This is a genomic window from Brevundimonas sp. FV1ps31S, assembly GCF_058681265.1.
In genome coordinates, this window is the sequence record NZ_CM178735.1 from 160,855 (window position 1) to 179,613 (window position 18,759).

General features: G+C 68.3%; 14 protein-coding genes. 10 read left to right on the plus strand and 4 right to left on the minus strand.

Annotation, left to right across the window (positions count from 1 at the left end; genetic code table 11):
• Positions 1–18: 18 nt before the first annotated feature.
• From ACVPT3_RS00750 to ACVPT3_RS00775, 6 genes are read left to right on the plus strand one after another with little or no spacing between them, the layout of a single operon-like run.
• Complete coding sequence (locus tag ACVPT3_RS00750; RefSeq protein ID WP_492042331.1) at positions 19–1,842, plus strand: methyl-accepting chemotaxis protein; 1,824 nt, start codon at positions 19–21, stop codon at positions 1,840–1,842.
• The gene (locus ACVPT3_RS00755) at positions 1,839–2,333 is read left to right on the plus strand and encodes a chemotaxis protein CheW (protein WP_492042332.1); all 495 of its coding nucleotides are present in this window, start codon (positions 1,839–1,841) and stop codon (positions 2,331–2,333) included. Before ACVPT3_RS00750 ends, ACVPT3_RS00755 begins: the two co-directional genes overlap by 4 nt.
• A gap of 33 nt (positions 2,334–2,366) precedes the next feature.
• Complete coding sequence (locus tag ACVPT3_RS00760) at positions 2,367–4,415, plus strand: methyl-accepting chemotaxis protein (protein ID WP_492042333.1); 2,049 nt, start codon at positions 2,367–2,369, stop codon at positions 4,413–4,415.
• On the plus strand, positions 4,415–4,906 hold the full coding sequence (locus tag ACVPT3_RS00765; RefSeq protein ID WP_492042334.1) for a chemotaxis protein CheW: 492 nt from the start codon (positions 4,415–4,417) through the stop codon (positions 4,904–4,906). Before ACVPT3_RS00760 ends, ACVPT3_RS00765 begins: the two co-directional genes overlap by 1 nt.
• Before the next feature lie 44 nt (positions 4,907–4,950).
• On the plus strand, positions 4,951–5,811 hold the full coding sequence (locus tag ACVPT3_RS00770) for a CheR family methyltransferase (RefSeq protein WP_492042335.1): 861 nt from the start codon (positions 4,951–4,953) through the stop codon (positions 5,809–5,811).
• A 4-nt stretch (positions 5,812–5,815) separates the two neighbouring features.
• Positions 5,816–6,892 carry a protein-glutamate methylesterase/protein-glutamine glutaminase gene (locus ACVPT3_RS00775; protein WP_492042336.1) on the plus strand — a complete coding sequence of 359 codons (1,077 nt, stop codon included), beginning with the start codon at positions 5,816–5,818 and terminating at the stop codon, positions 6,890–6,892.
• A gap of 69 nt (positions 6,893–6,961) precedes the next feature.
• Here ACVPT3_RS00775 and ACVPT3_RS00780 read toward each other — a convergent pair whose 3' ends face one another.
• From ACVPT3_RS00780 to ACVPT3_RS00790, 3 genes are all read right to left on the minus strand, one after another.
• The gene (locus ACVPT3_RS00780) at positions 6,962–8,740 is read right to left on the minus strand and encodes a hypothetical protein (RefSeq protein ID WP_492042337.1); all 1,779 of its coding nucleotides are present in this window, start codon (positions 8,738–8,740) and stop codon (positions 6,962–6,964) included.
• 85 nt (positions 8,741–8,825) lie between these two features.
• Entirely contained in the window at positions 8,826–9,572 is a 747-nt protein-coding gene (pdeM, locus tag ACVPT3_RS00785) for a ligase-associated DNA damage response endonuclease PdeM (protein WP_492042338.1), read from the minus strand.
• Positions 9,569–12,094 (minus strand): ligase-associated DNA damage response DEXH box helicase, encoded by a 2,526-nt coding sequence (locus ACVPT3_RS00790; RefSeq protein ID WP_492042339.1) that lies wholly within the window; start codon positions 12,092–12,094, stop codon positions 9,569–9,571. The genes pdeM and ACVPT3_RS00790 overlap by 4 nt, the downstream gene beginning before the upstream one ends.
• Positions 12,095–12,143: 49 nt before the next feature.
• On the opposite strand from ACVPT3_RS00790, the gene ACVPT3_RS00795 reads away from it, so the two are divergent.
• From ACVPT3_RS00795 to hisC, 4 genes are all read left to right on the plus strand, one after another.
• The gene (locus ACVPT3_RS00795) at positions 12,144–15,005 is read left to right on the plus strand and encodes an ATP-dependent DNA helicase (RefSeq protein WP_492042340.1); all 2,862 of its coding nucleotides are present in this window, start codon (positions 12,144–12,146) and stop codon (positions 15,003–15,005) included.
• A gap of 66 nt (positions 15,006–15,071) precedes the next feature.
• Positions 15,072–16,124 (plus strand): DUF2125 domain-containing protein, encoded by a 1,053-nt coding sequence (locus ACVPT3_RS00800; protein WP_492042341.1) that lies wholly within the window; start codon positions 15,072–15,074, stop codon positions 16,122–16,124.
• Positions 16,124–16,810 carry a hypothetical protein gene (locus ACVPT3_RS00805; protein WP_492042342.1) on the plus strand — a complete coding sequence of 229 codons (687 nt, stop codon included), beginning with the start codon at positions 16,124–16,126 and terminating at the stop codon, positions 16,808–16,810. Before ACVPT3_RS00800 ends, ACVPT3_RS00805 begins: the two co-directional genes overlap by 1 nt.
• A gap of 14 nt (positions 16,811–16,824) precedes the next feature.
• The gene (hisC, locus tag ACVPT3_RS00810; RefSeq protein WP_492042343.1) at positions 16,825–17,928 is read left to right on the plus strand and encodes a histidinol-phosphate transaminase; all 1,104 of its coding nucleotides are present in this window, start codon (positions 16,825–16,827) and stop codon (positions 17,926–17,928) included.
• A gap of 18 nt (positions 17,929–17,946) precedes the next feature.
• On the opposite strand, the gene ACVPT3_RS00815 is transcribed toward hisC, so the two are convergent.
• Positions 17,947–18,759 (minus strand): MipA/OmpV family protein, encoded by an 813-nt coding sequence (locus tag ACVPT3_RS00815; RefSeq protein WP_492042344.1) that lies wholly within the window; start codon positions 18,757–18,759, stop codon positions 17,947–17,949.

An 18,759-nucleotide genomic window follows, 5' to 3' on the forward strand; every position in this document is an offset into this window, starting at 1 on the left:
ATTTCAGGGGGACTGAGTATGCGTTTCACCATCAAGGCTAAACTGGCCGCAGGCTTCGGGATGATGATCATCCTGCTCGTCGGCGTCGCCGCTCTGGGCGTCTATAGCCTGGGCAATCTCAACCAGGCGATCTCCGACGTGATCGCGGGTCCGGCGAAGCGGCTGGAGAATTCTCAGACGGCGAATATTCGCCTGCTGGAATCGATCCGGGCGGAAAAGAACCTGGTCCTTTCCTCAAGCGCTGAGGAAATGAGCCGCCATGTAGCGACCGGCGAACAGGCCCGTGAAGCCATGGCTGAGCTCCTTGCGGCAGGCGAAGAAAAAGCCTCCGCCGCCGGCAAGACGGATTGGCAAAGACTGGAAGCCCTGTTGTCGCAGATGACGACGATGGAAAGCCGGATGGCTGAACTGGTGCGCGCCGGGCAGAATGCGGAAGCCATCGCTCTTTCCAATGGGGAAGGTCGTGAAGTCGCGACCGAGATGACGGAAATCTTCCAGAAGATCGTGGCGCGCAACCAGGCCGCCATGGTCCAGGCGGACGACGACACGGGCAAACAATACGCCGACACTCGCAATCTCGTGATCGTTCTGACGCTGGCCGCACTGGCCATCGCTGTGGCCTTCGCCCTGTGGATCGCCCTGGGCATCAGCGCCGGCCTGAGCCGCCTGATGACCGTGGCCGACGCCGTCGCCATCGGCGACCTGGACGAGCGGGTCGAGATCAAGTCGAACGACGAGATCAAGGATCTGGTCAACGCCTTCAACCGGCTGACGGACAATCTGAAGGCCACCGCCACCATGGCCGACGAGATCGCCAACGGCGACCTGACCGTCCAGCCCAAGGCGCTGTCGGATAAGGACACCCTGGGTCTGTCGCTGCAGACCATGGTCGAGCGCCTGCGCGGCGTCGTCACCGACGCCCTGTCGGCCGCCGACAACGTCTCGGCGGGCAGCCAGGAACTGTCGGCCACCTCGGAACAGATGAGCCAGGGGGCGACCGAACAGGCCGCCGCCGCGGAACAGGCCTCGGCCTCGATGGAGGAGATGGCCGCCAACATCAAGCAGAACGCCGACAACGCGGCCCAGACCGAGAAGATCTCGCGTCAGTCGTCCAAGGACGCCGAGGCCAGCGGCGAGGCGGTCAATCGCGCGGTGGACGCCATGCGCACCATCGCCGAGAAGATCGGCATCGTGCAGGAGATCGCGCGTCAGACCGACCTGCTGGCCCTGAACGCGGCGGTCGAGGCCGCCCGCGCCGGGGAACACGGCAAGGGCTTCGCCGTCGTCGCCTCGGAAGTGCGCAAGCTGGCCGAACGCAGCCAGACGGCCGCCGCCGAGATCAGCTCGGTCTCGGGCGACACCGTCAAGGCGGCCCAGGAAGCCGGCGACATGCTGCAACGCCTGGTGCCGGACATCCGCAAGACCGCCGAACTGGTCTCCGAGATCAGCGCCGCCTGCCGCGAGCAGGACGTCGGCGCCAGCCAGATCAACGAGGCCATCCAGCAACTGGACAAGGTGACCCAGCAGAACGCCGGCGCGTCCGAGCAGATGTCGGCCACCTCCGAGGAACTGGCGGCCCAGGCCGAGGAACTGCAGACCTCGATCGCCTTCTTCCGCACCGATACGGCGGGCGGTCGCAGCGGCGCCCGGGCCCCGGCCCGCGCTCCGGCCCGCGCCTCGACCTTCAAGCCCGCCGCCAAGCCGGCTGCACGCCCGGCCGCCAAGTCAGCGCCGGCCAAGCCCAGCGTCCACGCCCAGCAGGCCCGCGCCAAGGGCTTCGCCCTGGATCTGGCCACGGGCGGCGCGGACGCCGAGGACATGGACTTCCGGGAGAGCGCATGATGTCCGGCGCCGAAGAGGGTCAGTATGTCGCGTTCGGCCTGGGCGATGAAGTCTTCGCCGCCCCGGTCGGCCTGGTGCGGGAAATCCTGACCTATCAACCGCCGTCGCGCATCCCCAACAGTCCCGACTATCTTCTGGGGCTGACGGACGTGCGGGGGCAGGGGGTTCCCACGGCGGATCTGCGGATCCGCCTGGGCATGGCGCCGACCGAACCGACGCTGAACACCCGTATCCTGGTGCTGGATATCCCACTGGAGGACCGGACCCTGAGCCTGGGTCTGATCGCCGACCGGGTGTTCGAGGTGACGGCCTTCACCGCCGATCAGATCGAGCCCTCGCCCGACATCGGGATCAAGTGGCGTTCCGACTATATCGCGGGCGTGGTGAGACGTGACGAAGGCTTCGTCGTCCTCATTGATTTGCCCCGACTGTTGTCCAGCACCGACGCTGTCTCTCTCTCGTCCTTTTCCAACATCGACCGGGCGGCCTGACGGTCCCGGCCTGCCTCACTGAAGGAGCATTACATGCGCGCTACGATCAAGATGAAACTGGCCGGGGCCTTCGCCGCTGTGCTGGCGATCTCGCTGGTTCTCGGGATCGTGGGTGTCCTGAAGATGAGCAGCGTCAACGACCAGTCGACGATCATCACCACGAACTGGATGCCCAGTATCGACGCGATCCACCGCATCAACACGGCGACGTCGGATCTGCGGGCACAGCAGTATGCTCACGTCACATCGACCGATCCCGCGCGAATGGCTGCGGTCGATCAGGACATCGTCACGACTCTGAACGCCATCAAAAGCGACCGCGCCAAGTATGAAGCCCTGATCTCCTCCGACTCGGAGCGGGCGCTCTATGATCAGTTCGCGGACAAGTACGAAAACTATCTGCGGGACGGAGAGCGGATGCTCGGCTTCTCCCGCGCCAATCAGAACGAGGCGGCCGCCCAGGCCATGCTGGACAGCAAGCCCCTGTACGACGACATGTCGGCGGACCTGGTCAAGCTGGTGAGCCTCAATGTCGAAGGCGGCACCGCCGCCAGCGCCGAAGGGGACAAGGTGTTTTCCGAGGCGCGCAACCTGTTCATCGCCCTGGTCGCCGCCGGTCTGATCATCGGCGTGGTCGCGGCTCTGTGGATTTCGCGCACCGTCACCCTGGGTCTGCGCAAGGTCTCGACGGCGATCGACGCCGTCGCGATCGGCGACCTGAACCAGGACGTCGCCGTCACGACCAATGACGAGATCAAGGATCTGGTCGACACCGTCAACCGCATGACCGCCAACCTGAAGGCCACGGCCGCCCTGGCCGACGAGATCGCCCAGGGCGACCTGAGCGTTCAGCCCAAGCCGCTGTCGGACAAGGACATCCTGGGTCTCTCCCTGCAGAGGATGGTCGGCAATCTGAGAGGCACCGCCGCGATGGCGGACGAGATCGCCAACGGCGACCTGAGCGTTCAGCCCAAACCCATGTCGGATAAGGACACCCTGGGCATTTCGCTGGAGAGAATGGTCGTCAATCTGAGGACCACCGCTGCGATGGCCGACGAGATCGCCCAGGGCGACCTGACCGTCCAGCCCAAGCCGCTGTCGGATAAGGACACCCTGGGCCTGTCGCTGCAGACCATGGTCGAGCGCCTGCGCGGCGTGGTCGGCGACGCCCTGTCGGCCGCCGACAACGTCTCCTCGGGCAGCCAGGAACTGTCGGCCACCTCGGAACAGATGAGCCAGGGCGCGACCGAACAGGCCGCCGCCGCCGAACAGGCCTCGGCCTCGATGGAAGAGATGGCCGCCAACATCAAGCAGAACGCCGACAACGCCGCCCAGACCGAGAAGATCTCGCGTCAGTCGTCCAAGGACGCCGAGGCCAGCGGCGAGGCGGTCAACCGCGCGGTCGACGCCATGCGCACCATCGCCGAGAAGATCGGCATCGTGCAGGAGATCGCGCGTCAGACCGATCTGCTGGCCCTGAACGCGGCGGTCGAGGCCGCCCGCGCCGGGGAACACGGCAAGGGCTTCGCCGTCGTCGCCTCGGAAGTGCGCAAACTGGCCGAACGCAGCCAGACGGCCGCCGCCGAGATCAGCTCGGTCTCGGGCGACACCGTCAAGGCGGCCCAGGAAGCCGGCGACATGCTGCAACGCCTGGTGCCGGACATCCGCAAGACCGCCGAACTGGTCTCCGAGATCAGCGCCGCCTGCCGCGAGCAGGACGTCGGCGCCAGCCAGATCAACGAGGCCATCCAGCAACTGGACAAGGTGACCCAGCAGAACGCCGGCGCGTCCGAGCAGATGTCGGCCACCTCCGAGGAACTGGCGGCCCAGGCCGAGGAACTGCAGACCTCGATCGCCTTCTTCCGCACCGATACGGCGGGCGGTCGCGTCCCGGCCCGCGCGGCGGCGAAGTCCAGCTTCAAGGCCTCGCCCGGCAAACCGGCTGCGGCCAAGGCCTCGACGCCCAAGCCGGTCAACCGCCCGGCCGTCCACGCCCAGCAGGCCCGGGCCAACGGCTTCGCCCTGGACATGGCCACGGGCGGCGCGGACGCCGAGGACATGGACTTCCGGGAGAGCGCCTGATGTCCGCCGCCGAAGCGGGCCAGTACGTCACCTTCGGCCTGGGCGACGAGGTCTTCGCCGCCCCGGTCGGCCTGGTGCGGGAAATCCTGAACTATCAGGAGCCGTCCAAGATCCCGAACGGTCCCGCCTATCTTCTGGGGCTGACGGACGTGCGCGGGCGCGGCGTGCCGACGGCGGATCTGCGGATCCGCCTGGGCATGGCGCCGGCCAAGCCGACGCTGAACACTCGCATCCTGGTGCTGGACGTGCCGCTGGAGGACCGGACCCTGAGCCTGGGTCTGGTCGCCGATCGTGTGTTCGAGGTGACGCCCTTCGCCGAGGAGCAGATCGAGTCCGCCCCCGACATCGGGGTGAAGTGGCGTTCAGAATACATCTCGGGCGTGGTGCGCCGGCCTGAGGGGTTCGTAGTCCTGATCGACCTGCCGCGCCTGATGTCGACCACCGACGCGGTCTCCCTGGCCGCCCTCGCCGACGTGGACCGCGCCGCCTGATGACGCCGCGGTCTCCCTCCTTCCCCGAAAGGGCCCCCTAGATCGTGTCCGCTGCGACCACCCTGCGTGAACCCGCGCAAGTCATCGACCAGATCAGCGCCCGCAATTTTGAGCGTCTGGCCCGCTATATCTACGACTACAGCGGCATCAAGATGCCGTCGTCAAAGCGCACCATGCTGGAGGGCCGGCTGCGCCGCCGCCTGCGCCATACGGGTTACGCCACCTTCGACGCCTATTGCGAGTACCTGTTCCGCCACGACGGCCTGGAAACGGAGTCGATCCATCTGATCGATGCGGTCACGACGAACAAGACGGACTTCTTCCGCGAACCCAAGCATTTCGAGTTCATGTCCCAGCGGATGATGCCCGAATTCCACCAGGCGGGCCTGCGTCGCGTGCGCGCCTGGAGCGCCGCCTGTTCGACGGGAGCCGAGCCCTACACCATGGCCATGGTGTTGCAGGACTATATGGAGCGTCAAAGCGGGCCGGACTACGAGATCCTGGGCACCGACCTCTCGACCGACGTCCTGGAGGCGGCCCATCGCGGAGTCTATGCGAGCGAGATGATCGCACCCGTCCCGGACGAGATGCGTCGGCGCTGGGTCATGACCGCCCGCGACGCCAAGCGGCGCGAGGTGCGCATCCACCCTTCGCTCCGCGCCAAGCTGGCCCTGGCGCGGCTGAACCTGATGGACGACAGCTATTCCGTCGGCGACCCGTTCGACTTCATCATGTGCCGCAACGTGATGATCTATTTCGACAAACAGACTCAGGCCAAGGTGCTGCAACGGCTGTGCGACCGGTTGAAGCGCGGCGGTTATCTGTTCATCGGCCATTCGGAAAGCATCACCGGCGTCGAACTGCCTCTGGTCACCGTGGCCAATACCGTCTTCAGAAAGACCTGATCCCATGCCCAAGGTCCGCGTCCTGGTCATCGACGACTCGGCCAGTGTCCGTCAGACCCTGGTCGACGTGCTCTCGGCCGATCCCGGCATCGAAGTGATGGGGGTCGCCTCCGACCCCTTTGTCGCCGCGCGCCGGATCGCCGAGGATGTGCCGGACGTCATCACCCTGGACGTCGAGATGCCTCGGATGGACGGCATCACCTTCCTGCGCAAGCTGATGTCGCAGCGGCCGATCCCGGTCGTCATGTGCTCGTCCCTGACCGAGGCCGGGTCCGAGACCCTGATGCAGGCGCTGGAGGCCGGGGCCGTCGACATCATCCTGAAGCCGCGTATCGGCGCGGCCGATCATCTGGCCGAGAGCGCTGACCGCATACGCGACGTGGTCAAGGCCGCTGCGCGCGCGCGCGTGGGCGGCCGTCGCCCTGCGACACGGACCCTGGATCCCGGGACCAAGCTGACGGCCGACGCCATGCTGCCGCCGCCGACCGGGGCGGCCATGGCGCGCACGACCGAGATGGTCGCCTGTCTCGGCGCCTCGACCGGCGGAACCGAGGCGCTCCGCGAGGTGCTGCAGGCCCTGCCGGCCAATGCGCCCGGAATCGTCATCGTCCAGCACATGCCGGCCGGCTTTACCGCCGCCTTCTCCAAACGGCTCAACAGCCTCTGCGAGGTGGAGGTCAAGGAGGCCCAGCACGGCGATCCCGTCCTGAGGGGGCACGTCCTGATCGCGCCGGGCGACAAACATATGCTGCTGGAACGTCAGGGCGCGCGTTATCAGGTCGCCATCAAGGACGGCCCGCCGGTGTCGCGGCACCGGCCGTCCGTCGATGTGCTCTTCCGTTCCGCCGCGCGAGCCGCCGGCCGCAACGCCATGGGCGTGATCATGACGGGCATGGGCGACGACGGCGCGCGCGGGCTGCTTGAGATGAAGGAGGCGGGCGCCGTGACCGTGGCCCAGGACGAGGCGACCTCGGTCGTCTTCGGAATGCCCAAGGAGGCCATAGCGCGCGACGCCGCCCAGAAGATCATGGCGCTGGAACATATCGCGCGCGAGATCATGGCCGTCGATCGGGCGCGTTAAGGGCTGAAGCCCGGCCCCGTCGAGGGGCCGGGTCAGCCGTACGGCCGGTTCCCGCCGTCGCCTCTGGATTCAGAACAGGACATCGTCGAATTCGTCGAGGGCCTCGACTTCCGCCGGAGCCACGACGGCGTCTTCCGTCGAGTCCGCCATCGGCGCGGCGTCCGATCCGGTGAAGACGGCGTGTGCGGCGTGGATGGTCCGCTCGCGCGCCATGGTGTAGCTGCGGCCGATCTCGGTCATGGCGGCGTCCACCACGCCGGCGATGTCGGTTAGGTCCTCGACGACCGGGCCCGCCGCCGTCGCCAGCGCAATGGCCGCCGTGTGCAGGGCGTCGCCCAGATCTTCCTTGAGACCCAACTGGTCCGCAGCGAGGCCCAGCGAGCGCGCGGTGGCCTCGCCATGGGCGCCCAGGCCGGCGAGATCGTTTTCGACCACGTCCGCTGCGCGACGCAACTGTTTTTGCACGCCTTCCAGGCGACCGGCGTCGACGTGGGTCTCGTCCGGGGCTGTCGTTCCCATGCCGTCGGCGAGACCGGCCAGGGCCGTCAAGGACCCCAGGGTCTGATCGGCCGCCTCTTCGAGGTGGGTGGCGTGGCTGCTCAACTCGATGGCGATGACGCTCAACGGCTTGCCGATTTCGCCCAGGCGGTTGCACCGCAGGCTGCTGTTGATGGCCATCTGCTGAATGTCGCGCTTGACCTTCTGGATGGCGCCCACGCGTCGGCTCAGCGCCTCGACGGCCGAGACGGTCTCGCCGCTGATGCGCTCGGCGTTGGTCATGGCCGCAGTGACGTCGTCGACCAGCAGGCCGGCGCGTCCCAGGCTGGTCTCGAGGTCGCGCAGGTCGCCTCCGCCGTCGGACAGGCCGTTGACGACCATGATCTGATTGGTGTCATGGGCCATGCCCGCCAGACTGCCCGTCACCTTGGCGGCCTCGGCCTCGAAGTCGGACGCGGTGTCGGCCATCTGATCGGCGACCATGTGCAGCAGCCGACGTTCGGCGCGGTCGCGTGCTTCTGGCGACAGGTCCGTTTCGCGAACGATGCGGGCCGCGACCTCGATGCCCAGTTGGACGTGTTCGATCCTTTGGCGGGTGATGTCGCCGATCTGCAAGGCCATCAAAGCCTTGCCGACCTTGGTCTGGATGTCGCGCGCGATGGCGGCGACCGAACCGGCGACTTCGGCGATGCGGGCGTGGTGGACGCGGATGGCCTCGGCGTCCACGGCCAGTTTGTCGGGCACCGTCGGGATCAGTTGCTTATACTTGCTGCCCAGCGTCTGTTCGAAGACCAGCGCGCCGTCCAGCTGCCCGGACAGGCGTTTCAGTTCCTCACTCAGTTCGCTCAGTTCCGAGACGCCCAGGTCCAGCTGGTCGCACATGCGTTCAGCGAAGCCGGCGAACTCGTCAGCCGCGCTCATGGTCGCGCCCGCCGTGATCTTGACGTTCAGGGCGAAGGCTCGAAGATAGCGCAGCGTCGTGCGCATCACGTCGATATGGGCTTCCAGCTTGCCGCCGGCGGCTTTCAACTGGTCCAGCTGCGACACCCGACGCGTCTGGGCGAGCGGCAGCGCGTTCAGACTCTGCGCCGTCAGCAGCAGTTCGTTGGTGGTATGGGACACCGAGTCCGCATTCAGGGTCAGACCCAGTCGATCGAGCGCCTCGATCAGTCGGCCGACCATTTCGAGCGATCCGGCCAAACGCTCGCCAGCGTCGGAGAAGCGACTCTCGACCAGGGCGCGGGCTGTTTCAAGCTGATCCATGACGTCGGGAGCCACGGCGCTCGCGGGGGGCGCAATGTCGAAATTCTGGGCTTCCGCCTGCATGGCCGGTCTCGTTCTGAGAGTCATGAGATCAGCTTGCCCTCGGACATGACAACCGACCGTAAACGACCGTCGTAATTTAATTCGCGGTGCGCGGCCTTGCCTGCGGACCCTAGGGGAGACGGTCCCAGGCGACGGCGTGAACCTTGTCGCGTCCCAGGACCGCAGCCATCGGCTCCTGGGCGAACAGGCCGGCGAAGGCGGGGTCGCGCACGCTGAGCCCGCCGGCGAAGGCCCCGAAGGCGGGGAGAACCAGGCGAGATCCGTCTGTGACGAAACAGGGGCGGCGGACTCCGCGACCATAGGCGACGACGCGGGCGGAGGGATGGAGATGACCGGCGACCTCGCCGTGGCGGTCGTCGTCCGGGGTGCGGGTTTCCGGTTCGTGTGTCAGCCGCAGGCCGCCCAGGATCATGTCGCCGACGATGCGGCCGGGCAGGCGCGGGCCGGCCTCGGCGTCACGCGCCAAGGCCTCGCGGTCGTGATTGCCCTCCAGCCAGATCCAGTCCCGTCCGGCGGCCAGCCTGTCCAGTCGCGCCCGATCCTCGGCCGCCATACGGGCGATGGCGCTGGAGTCGTGGAAACTGTCGCCCAGCAGGACGATCAGGGCCGGATCAAGTTCGCGGATCTCGGCCTCCAGCCGGTCGAGGGTGGCGCGGCTGTCAAAGGGCGGCAGCATCTGGCCGCGCACGGCGAAGGCCGAGCCCTTTTCGAGGTGCAGGTCGGCGACGATCAAGGCGCGGAAGGCCGGGGCCCATAGTGCGCCGGAACAGCGCAGATCGCACACCTCGCCGGCGACCCGGACCCGCAGGGCGCCACAGGTCTTGCGCGCCAGGCTCTGTCTCAGGGCGGCGTTCATGCGGCCTCGGGCTCCGCGTCGGCCATGACTTCGGCGATCAGATGTTCGGCGCTTTCGTCCAGGATCATTTCGGCCGCGTCGCCGCTCACCCGCTCTCGCCCGATCTGGACTAGGACCGGCACGCAGAAGGGCGAGGGACGGGTCAGGGGTTGATGCCGGATCCGGCCCTCGATCCGCGCCAGCATCTGGCCCAGCCGCGCCACGTCCAGCAGGCCTGACGCGGCGTCGGCGCGGGCGGTCTTCAGCAACAGATGGTCGGGTTGGTGGCGGCGGAGCACGTCGTAGATCAGGTCGGTCGAGAAGGTCACCTGGCGGCCGGTCTTTTCGGCGCCGGGCTGGCGACGTTCGATCAAGCCGGAGATCAGGGCGCAATTGCGGAAGGAGCGCTTCATCATGAAGCTCTCCTCCAGCCAGGCCTCCAGGTCGTCGCCCAGCATGTCGGACTGGAACAGGGCGTCCAGGTCGATCTGGTCCATCGGCTTGATCGACCAGATGGCCAGCGAATAGTCGGTGACGACGAAACCCAGCGGCCCGACGCCCAGCCGGTCCAGCCGCCGGGTCAGCAGCATGCACAGGGTGGTGTGGGCCAGATTGCCTTCGAAGGGATAGGCGACCAGGAAATGCCGACTGCCGCGCGGGAAGGTCTCGACCAGCATGGATTCGGCGTCGGGAATGGCGGACCGCTCGGCCTGAAGCTCCAGCCATTCCTGCACGTCAGGCGGCAGGACGCGCCAGCGATCCGGGTCCTGAACCATGGTGCGCACCCGGTCGGCCAGGGAGGTGGACAGGGGGAATTTGGACCCGCCCCAGGACGGGATCTTGGGCTCCTTGTCATTGGCGTGGCTGACCAGGGCGTCGGTCCCGACGATGCCCTGGAAAGCCCAGACCTGGCCGGCGAACAGGAAGGTGTCGCCGGGCGTCAGCTGTTCGAAATACCATTCCTCGGCCTCGCCCACCTTGCGGCCTGGGACCAACTGGCGCGAGGCCCCGCCGCGACGGCCGGCGATCCGCACGTTCAGGGTTCCGGCCGAGACGATGGCGCCGACGTTCATCCGGTGGCGCTGGGCGATGTGCTGGTTCCGCACCTTCCAGCGGCCGTCCGGGGTGCGGACGATGCGGGCGAACCGGTCGTAGGTGCGCAGGGCGTAGCCGCCGGTGGCGACGAAATCGACCACCTCTTCGAACTGCTCCCAGGTCAGGTCGCGATAGGGGCCGCAGCCGGTGATCTCGTCATACAGGGCCTGGATGTCGAAGGCTTCGGAGCAGGCGACGCCCATGACGTGCTGGGCCAGCGCATCCAGGGTGCCGATATGGATCGGCTCCCAGTCGAAGGCGTTGTCGGCCACGGCCTCGCGCGCCGCCTGGCATTCCAGCATCTCGAACCGGCTGGCGGGCACCAAAAGAGCGCGTGACGGCTCGTCCAGCCTGTGGTTGGCGCGGCCGATCCGCTGGACCAGACGGCTGGAGCCCTTGGGAGCGGCCATCTGGATGACCAGGTCGACGTCGCCCCAGTCGATGCCCAGGTCGAGCGTCGAGGTGCAGACGACGGCCCTCAGATCGCCGCGCGCCATGGCCGCCTCGACCTTGCGCCTTTGCTCCGCCGCGAGCGAGCCGTGGTGCAGGCCGATGGGCAGATTGTCGTCGTTGATCGCCCACAGCTGCTGGAAGACGAACTCCGACTGCCAGCGGGTGTTGACGAAGATCAGGGCCAGTCCGGCGCGCTGAATGGCGGCGTAGACCTCAGGGATGGCATGCTGGCCCGTGTGGCCGGCCCAGGGGACTTTGCCCTCTGAGATCAGCACATCGATGACGGCCGGCGCGCCGGGGTCGCCTTTGACGAGCACGACTCCTTCTCCCCTTGCGGGAGAAGGAAGTCTCGGGGCCAGCCACCCCCGGATCAGATCGGGGTCCTCGATCGTGGCGCTCAGCCCCACCCGACGCATACCCGGCGAAAACTGCTGCAGCCGTCCCAGCCCCAGCGACAGCAGGTCCCCACGCTTGCCGCTCCAGATCGCGTGCACCTCGTCCAGCACGACGCATTTCAGGTCGGCGAAATAGGACCGCGCCCCTTCCCAGGCGCAAAACAGGGCCAGTTGTTCGGGCGTGGTCAGCAGGATGTCGGGCGGGAAATCGCGCTGACGCTGGCGCTTGGACTGTTTGGTGTCGCCCGTTCGGGTCTCGACATGGATGTTCAGCCCGATCTCGCGGATCGGCGTCATCAGATTGCGCTCGACGTCGGTGGTCAGGGCCTTCAGCGGCGACAGATAGAGGGTGTGGACGCCGGATCCCGGTCCCGTCTGCGGCTTGGGGCCGCGTTCCGCCAGGTCGATCAGACTAGGCAGGAAGCCGGCCAGGGTCTTGCCTCCGCCGGTCGGTGCGACCAGCAGGGCGTGGCTCCCGGCCTGAGCCGCCGCGGCCATCTCCAACTGATGGCGCCGAGGCGACCAGCCGCGCGCGACGAACCAGTCGGCGAACAGCGGCGGAAGCGTTGCGGGGGCGGCGGCGGTCGTCACGAACGGCATATAGCATGTTCCCGTTCCGTTTCAGCCCCGGGGTCGCTATCTATCGGCCGTGTCCGACGAATCCGTCATTGCTGAATCCCGCCTGACCGGCGCCGAGCCTTGGCTGGCCCTGCCGCCGGCGCTCGCCACTCCGCCGGGGGCGGGGGCGGTGTGCGATGAAGCGGGGGCGAGGAAGATCGGGCGGGGGGCGGCCGAAGGGTTGTTCACCGGCGGGGCCGTGCTGGTGGCCCATGCGTCGCTGACGGCGCGGCGGCTGGGGCTGACGCCGCCGGCCCGGTCGGGTGATTTGATGGATGTGCTGGAGCTGTACGCCTTCGTGCGGCCGGCGCAGTTCTGTGCGCCGTCGCCGACAGGGCTGGCCCTGTCGTTGGGGCTGTCGGAGCCGAAGTCGCCCGAGGCGCAGGCGGCGGTGTTGCGTGAGGCGGCTGCCGTGCTGCTGCGTGAACTGGCTCAGGCCGCCTATCCGGAGCGTGAAGCCGCCTATGTCCTGTCCTTGACCCTGCAACGGGCGGGCTGGGCCTGGGGCGAGCGGGTGGTGCAGGCACTGGAGGCCGGCGGGGTGCGGGCGCGGCAGCATCGCGGGTCGGGGCTGGACGTCTGGAGCCGGCTGACGGAGTGGGAGGACGAGGCGCCGCGTGGCGAGGCGGGCTCGGCGCCGGTCGACAGCGAGAGCGCGCGCATCCGGCTGGCCAAACTGCTTCAGGCCTCGGGTCTGGACGAGACTCGGCCGACCCAGTCCGACTATGCCGCCGAAGCCGCCTTCGCCTTTTCGCCGCGTAACGAGGAGGGGCGGCCGCGCGTGTTGCTGGCCGAGGCGGGCACCGGCACGGGCAAGACCCTGGGCTATCTGGCGCCGGCCTCGCTGTGGGCCGAGCGGAACCAGGGGGCGGCCTGGATCTCGACCTATACCCGCGCCCTGCAACGCCAGATCGACCGCGAGAGCCAATCGCTGTGGCCCGATCCGGAGGAGCGGCGCAGGAAGACCGTGATCCGCAAGGGCCGCGAGAACTATCTGTGCGTCCTCAATCTTCAGGACATGGTCCAGGCGGCCCAGTTGGGGAACGGCGACCTGATCGGCCTGGCCCTGGCGGGGCGCTGGGCCTTGCATACGCGCGACGGGGACATGACCGGAGGGGATTTCCCGGGCTGGCTGCCGGGCCTGTTCGCCATGGCGCCCGCCCATGCGGCGGGGGCGGCCAATCTGGTGGATCGACGCGGCGAATGCGTCCACGCCGCCTGTCCCCACTATCGCAGCTGTTTCGTCGAGAAGACGATCCGCGCCAGCCGTCGCGCGGACCTGGTCATCGCCAACCACGCCCTGGTCCTGACCCAAGCCGCGTTCGACGGCGCGCGATCGGCGCGCGGGCAGAAGCAGGACGGCGAGACGGCGGCGCTGAAGCGGATCGTCTTCGACGAGGGCCACCACCTGTTCGACGCCGCCGACAGCGCCTTTTCCGCCTGTCTGTCGGGGCAGGAGGCGGCCGAACTGCGTCGCTGGATTCGCGGGCCGGAGGGCAAGGGGCGTCGCGGACGCGGCCTGGAGCAGCGGCTGGGCGACATGGTCGGGGACAATGACGCCGCGTTGAAAGCGCTTCAGGACGCCATCCGCGCCTCGGCCGCACTGCCGGGCGAGGGCGTGTCGGGCCGCGTGGCGCCGGCCTCAGGCGAGGTCAATCCCATCGGTCCCATCGAGGCCTTCCTGGCCGCCGCCCTGGATCAACTGCGCGCCCGCACCGCCGAGACCAACACCTATGGCGGCGCCGAATTCGGCATGGAATGCGCGTTGAAGCCGGTCACCGACCCGGTGGCGGAGACCGCCCGCGCGGCGGCCCAGGCCCTGGCCGCCATCGAGGCGCCCCTGCTGGCCCTGTCGCGGCATCTGGAGGATATTCTGGATGACGAGGCGGCCGAACTCGACGGGTCGCAGCGGTCGCGGATCGAGGGGGCGTTGCGCGGGCTGGACCGGCGCGCACGGATGACCTTGCCCGGCTGGCGTTCGATGCTGGCGGCGCTGGAGGACGGCGGGGATCAGCCTGATCCGGACTTCGTCGACTGGCTGTCGGCCGAGACCGCCTTCGGCCGCATTCACGATGTGGCCCTGCGCCGCCACTGGATCGACCCGACCGTGCCGCTGGAGGCGGCGGTGATCGCGCCCGCGCACGGAGTGCTGGTGACCTCGGCCACCCTGTCTGATCCGTTGCAGGAAGACCCGTTCGACCTGGCGCGGCTGCGGACCGGCTCGGCGCGGCTGATCGAGCCGCCGCGCACGCTGAAGGTCGAGAGCCCGTTCGACTATGCGGCCAACAGCCGGGTCATCGTCGTCAACGATCTGGTCAAGGACGATCCGCGCCAGACGGCGGCGGCGATGCGAGAGCTGTTCCTGGCGGCCGGGGGCGGAGGACTGGGCCTGTTCACCGCCATACGTCGGCTGAAGGCGGTCTATGAGCGGCTGGGGCCGGACCTGGCGAAGGCGGGGGTGCCGCTTTACGCCCAGCACGTCGATCCGCTGGAAGTCGGCGCCCTGGTGGATATGTTCCGGGTCGAGGAGAACGCCTGTCTGCTGGGCACCGACGCGGTGCGGGACGGGGTGGATGTGCCGGGACGGTCCCTGCGCGTGCTGGCCTTCGACCGCGTGCCCTGGCCGCGTCCGGATCTGTTGCACAAGGCGCGGCGCGAACGGCTGGGCAACCAGTTTTCGCAAGGCAAGGGATACGACGACGCCCTGGCCCGCGCCCGCATCGCCCAGGCCTTCGGGCGGCTGATCCGGCGCGGGGACGACAAGGGGGTGTTCCTGATGCTGGACGCCGCCACCCCGACTCGCCTGTTCGCCAGCCTGCCGCCGGGGACCGAGGTCCAGCGGATGGGCCTGGCCGACGCTGTGGAGACGGTGCGGACCTTCCTGGCGGACTGAACATCTCCGTTGCGGCGACGTTTCTGATAGTAGCGAGCAGGGCGTCGCATCGACTAAGAAGATCCCATGACTGAACTTCCGACCAGGCGTCACAGCCGCGCGGGGCTGTACGCGCCCTTCATTCTGTTGCTGATCGCCCTGGCCGCCTGGACAGGCTGGTGGTTCTATCTGACGCGCCGGATCGACGCGGGGCTGGAGCTCCAGGCGGCGGCCTTGCGTCAGCAGGGCTGGGAGGTTCGTTATGCCGAGAAGCGGATCGTCGGCTGGCCTTTCCGCGCAAACGTCAGGCTGACCCATGTGACCATCGCGGCCCCGTCGGGCCACGCCGTCGCCGCGCCCGAGCTGAACGCCGAGGCCAATGCCTACCAGCCGACCAAATGGGTCGTCGTCGCCCCGGACGGTCTGGTCCTGACACGCGCCGGCAAGGGCAGGGTCGCGGTCCACGGCGATGCGATCCGCATGAGCGCCAACGGCGTCGATCAGCGCTGGCCCAATCTGGCGGTCGAACTGATCAATCCGATCTTCACGGCCCTGCCTGAGGGCGAACCCTTCCCCATCGCCCGCGCGGCGCGGATCGAATTCTATTCCCGCCCGCATCTGGAGGGTTCGACGGTCGCCACGGACGACATCGACGTCATGTTCCGCCTGGTCGACGGGCAGGGGCGACGCGATGGTCCGATCGAAGGCTTTGCCCAGGACGGGCAGCTGACGACACAGCTGGAGGCGACGATCGGCCAGGCCAGCATGCTGAAGGGCGGAGACGCCGCCGGCGTCTTTTCCGAATGGACCAGGGGCGGCGGGACCTTCCGCAATCTGCGGGGCGATCTGCAGGCCGGAGACAGCCGCGCCACCCTGAGCAGCGATGTGCTGCGAGCCGACGCCGACGGGCGACTGACCGGCCGGGTGACGCTGCAGTCGCGCAAGCCGCTGCCGGCCCTGTCGGGGTTGCTGGACTCGCGACAGGGAACGGCGAACCGGGTCGGCGCCGCCGGGGCCGCCGCCGTGGCGGGCGCGGCGCAGGCGGCCGGTAGCGAAGAGGTTCCGCTGACCCTGGTCTTCCGCGACGGCCGAACCTGGCTGGGGCCCTTCCCCCTGGCCCCAGCGCCCAAGTTGTTCTGATGAGATTGTTGCATGAACCCCAGGCCAATGAGGCCCTTGACGCCCTGGACCGGGCGGTGGTCGAGGCCGTCCGGGCCAGACTCGCGGCCGGTCCGCGAGACCGGTTCGACGCCGGCGTCCTGACCCTGCGCGAATTGATGGCGGATATCGGCCCTGGCGAACGGGTGGCGCTGAAAGCCCTGTGGGGGCGAATCGAGGCGGCGACGGGGCCCGCCCTGGTGACGAGCGGCGGACTGGCGCAGACGCTGGCGACCGACAGATATGGTCTCGGCGCTCGTCCCCTGTCAGCCGACGAGGCCCTGAAGGCCGTTGAAGCCGGCTCGCGCGCCTTGCTCGACCTGTCGCCGGTCCGGCCCTGGTGGGGCCGGCTTCTGGCCCGGCCGGAGTTGAAGATCGTCGCTGCCCTGCCCGACGACGGGCGAGCGCGGCCCCAGGCCTTTCTCGTCTCCAGGGAAGTCTCCGGTCCGACCGGGGGCGACCGCAGCTTTTGGGTCACCGACAGCGGCTGGTCTGACGCCAAGATCATCGACGCCCTGGGCGAGGCCGGGCTGGTCGCAGATTCCCTTGCGGCGGCGGGCGGCTTGAAGCTGTTCATGCTGACGGGCTATGTGCAGGCCGAGGACGGGCGGCTGACCAAAGCCCCCGGCCGCCTGACCGGCGTTATCGGCGCCGCCCCCATCTTCTGAGTTCAAGGCTTTCCATGACCGACGCGCGCGCGCCCCAAGGCCCCCAGGCAAAGCCCGGCATTCTCGACATCGCCCCCTATGTCGGCGGCAAGTCGTCTATCGCCGGCGTCGCCGAGCCGATGAAACTGTCCTCGAACGAGAACATGCTGGGCGCCGGCGAGAAGGCGCGCGCGGCCTATGAGGCGGCGATCAAGAACATCCACATCTACCCGGACGGGCGTGCGACCAAGCTGCGCGATGCGGTGGCGGAGAAGCACGGACTGGAGCCCGAGCGGCTGATCTTCGGCAATGGCTCGGACGAGGTCTTCGCCCTGCTGAACCAGACCTATCTGACGGCGGGCGACAATATCGTCTGCGGCCAGTACGGCTTCCTGGCCTATCGGATCAGCGCCCTGGGCTGCGAGGCCCAGGTCAAGCTGGCGCCCGAACCCAATTTCAAGGCCGAGGTGGACGCCTTGCTGGCCCAGGTCGATGACCGGACCAAGATTGTCTATGTCTCCAACCCGTCGAACCCGACCGGCAGCTACAACACCGGCGAGGAAATCCGCCGCCTGCACGCGGCCCTGCCGGCCAATGTCATTCTGGTGATCGACGAGGCCTATGCGGAATATGTGACCGAGGCCGATTGGGAGACCGCCTTCCCTCTGGCCAAGGACGCGACCAACATCGTCGTCACCCGCACCTTCTCCAAGATCCACGGCCTGGGCGGTTTGCGCATCGGCTTCGGCTATGCGCCGCTGAAGGTGGCCGAGGCCATCGACCGCATCCGCCTGCCGTTCAACGTCTCCGTGCCGGGGCTGGAGGCCGCGACCGCCGCCCTGTTCGACGAGGCGCACCAGACGGCGTCGCGCGAGTTGGTGTCGAACTGGAAACCGCGCCTGACCCAGGCCCTGCGCGGCTTCGGCCTGGAAGTCCTACCCAGCGCCGGCAACTTCGTGCTGGTGGTGTTCGAAGGGGCTGAGCGCGCCGCCGCCGCCAACGACCATCTAAACACTCGGGGCGTCATCGTGCGCCCGGTCGGCGGTTACGGCCTGCCTCAGGCGCTGCGCATCACCATCGGCACGGAAGATCAGAACCGGGCCGTGATCGACGCGCTCAGCGAGTTCGCGGCGACCTGATCGGTCGCCGCCTTTTCCTCAGCCGCCGAAGCGGCGGGCGAAGAAGACGCCCGTGCGGATGGTGTCGTCTTCCTGGGACAGGGGGCTGTCGGCCACGTCGCCCAGGCGGCGCTCGTAGTTGACCAGGGCGCCGGCGCCCCATTTGTCGTTCAAGGGAACCAGCAGGAACAGGCTGGCGCCCGCGCCTTGCAGGCCGCTGCCCGGCGAATAGGCGTCGATGCCGTTGCGGGCGGCTTCGGCGGCGCTGACGCCATAATAGGCGTCGGCCAGCTTGGCGTCGCCGCCGCGGGCATAGACCGAAACATTCATCAGCCCGATCGGCGTCACGCGCTGATGGCCGACCGAGGCGTAGTATTCCGTGCCCTCGCTGACGTCCGTCACGTCACGGCTGACGCGGCCGCCGACCACGATATTGCCGGGCAGGCGCTTGAAGGCGTAGGCGGCGACGTCGGCGCCGAAGTCGGGGCGATCCAGGTCCAGGCCCTCGATGTCTTCGGGCGAGAAGCGCGGGCGCAGTTGCAGGCCGGCTCGGAAATCGTCGGTCTTGACGGCGTTCCAGCCCAGGCCGTCGATGGCGTTCACATAGACGACGTCGCGGTAGTTGGCGGAAACCCAGGGCACGACCTGGGTCTCGGAGCCCGTGTCGCCGCCGCTGTCCTTGCTGTAGAGGGCGCCGACGCCGAGATCGACGGTCCAGCCCTGCGGGGCGGGACGGATCTGCTCATAGGGCTGGGACTGGGCCAGGGCGGAGCCGGCGAAGGCGGTTGCGGCGACGGCGGTCAGAGCCAGGGTGCGAAGACGAAGGGGACGCGGAGACGGGACGCGGGACAT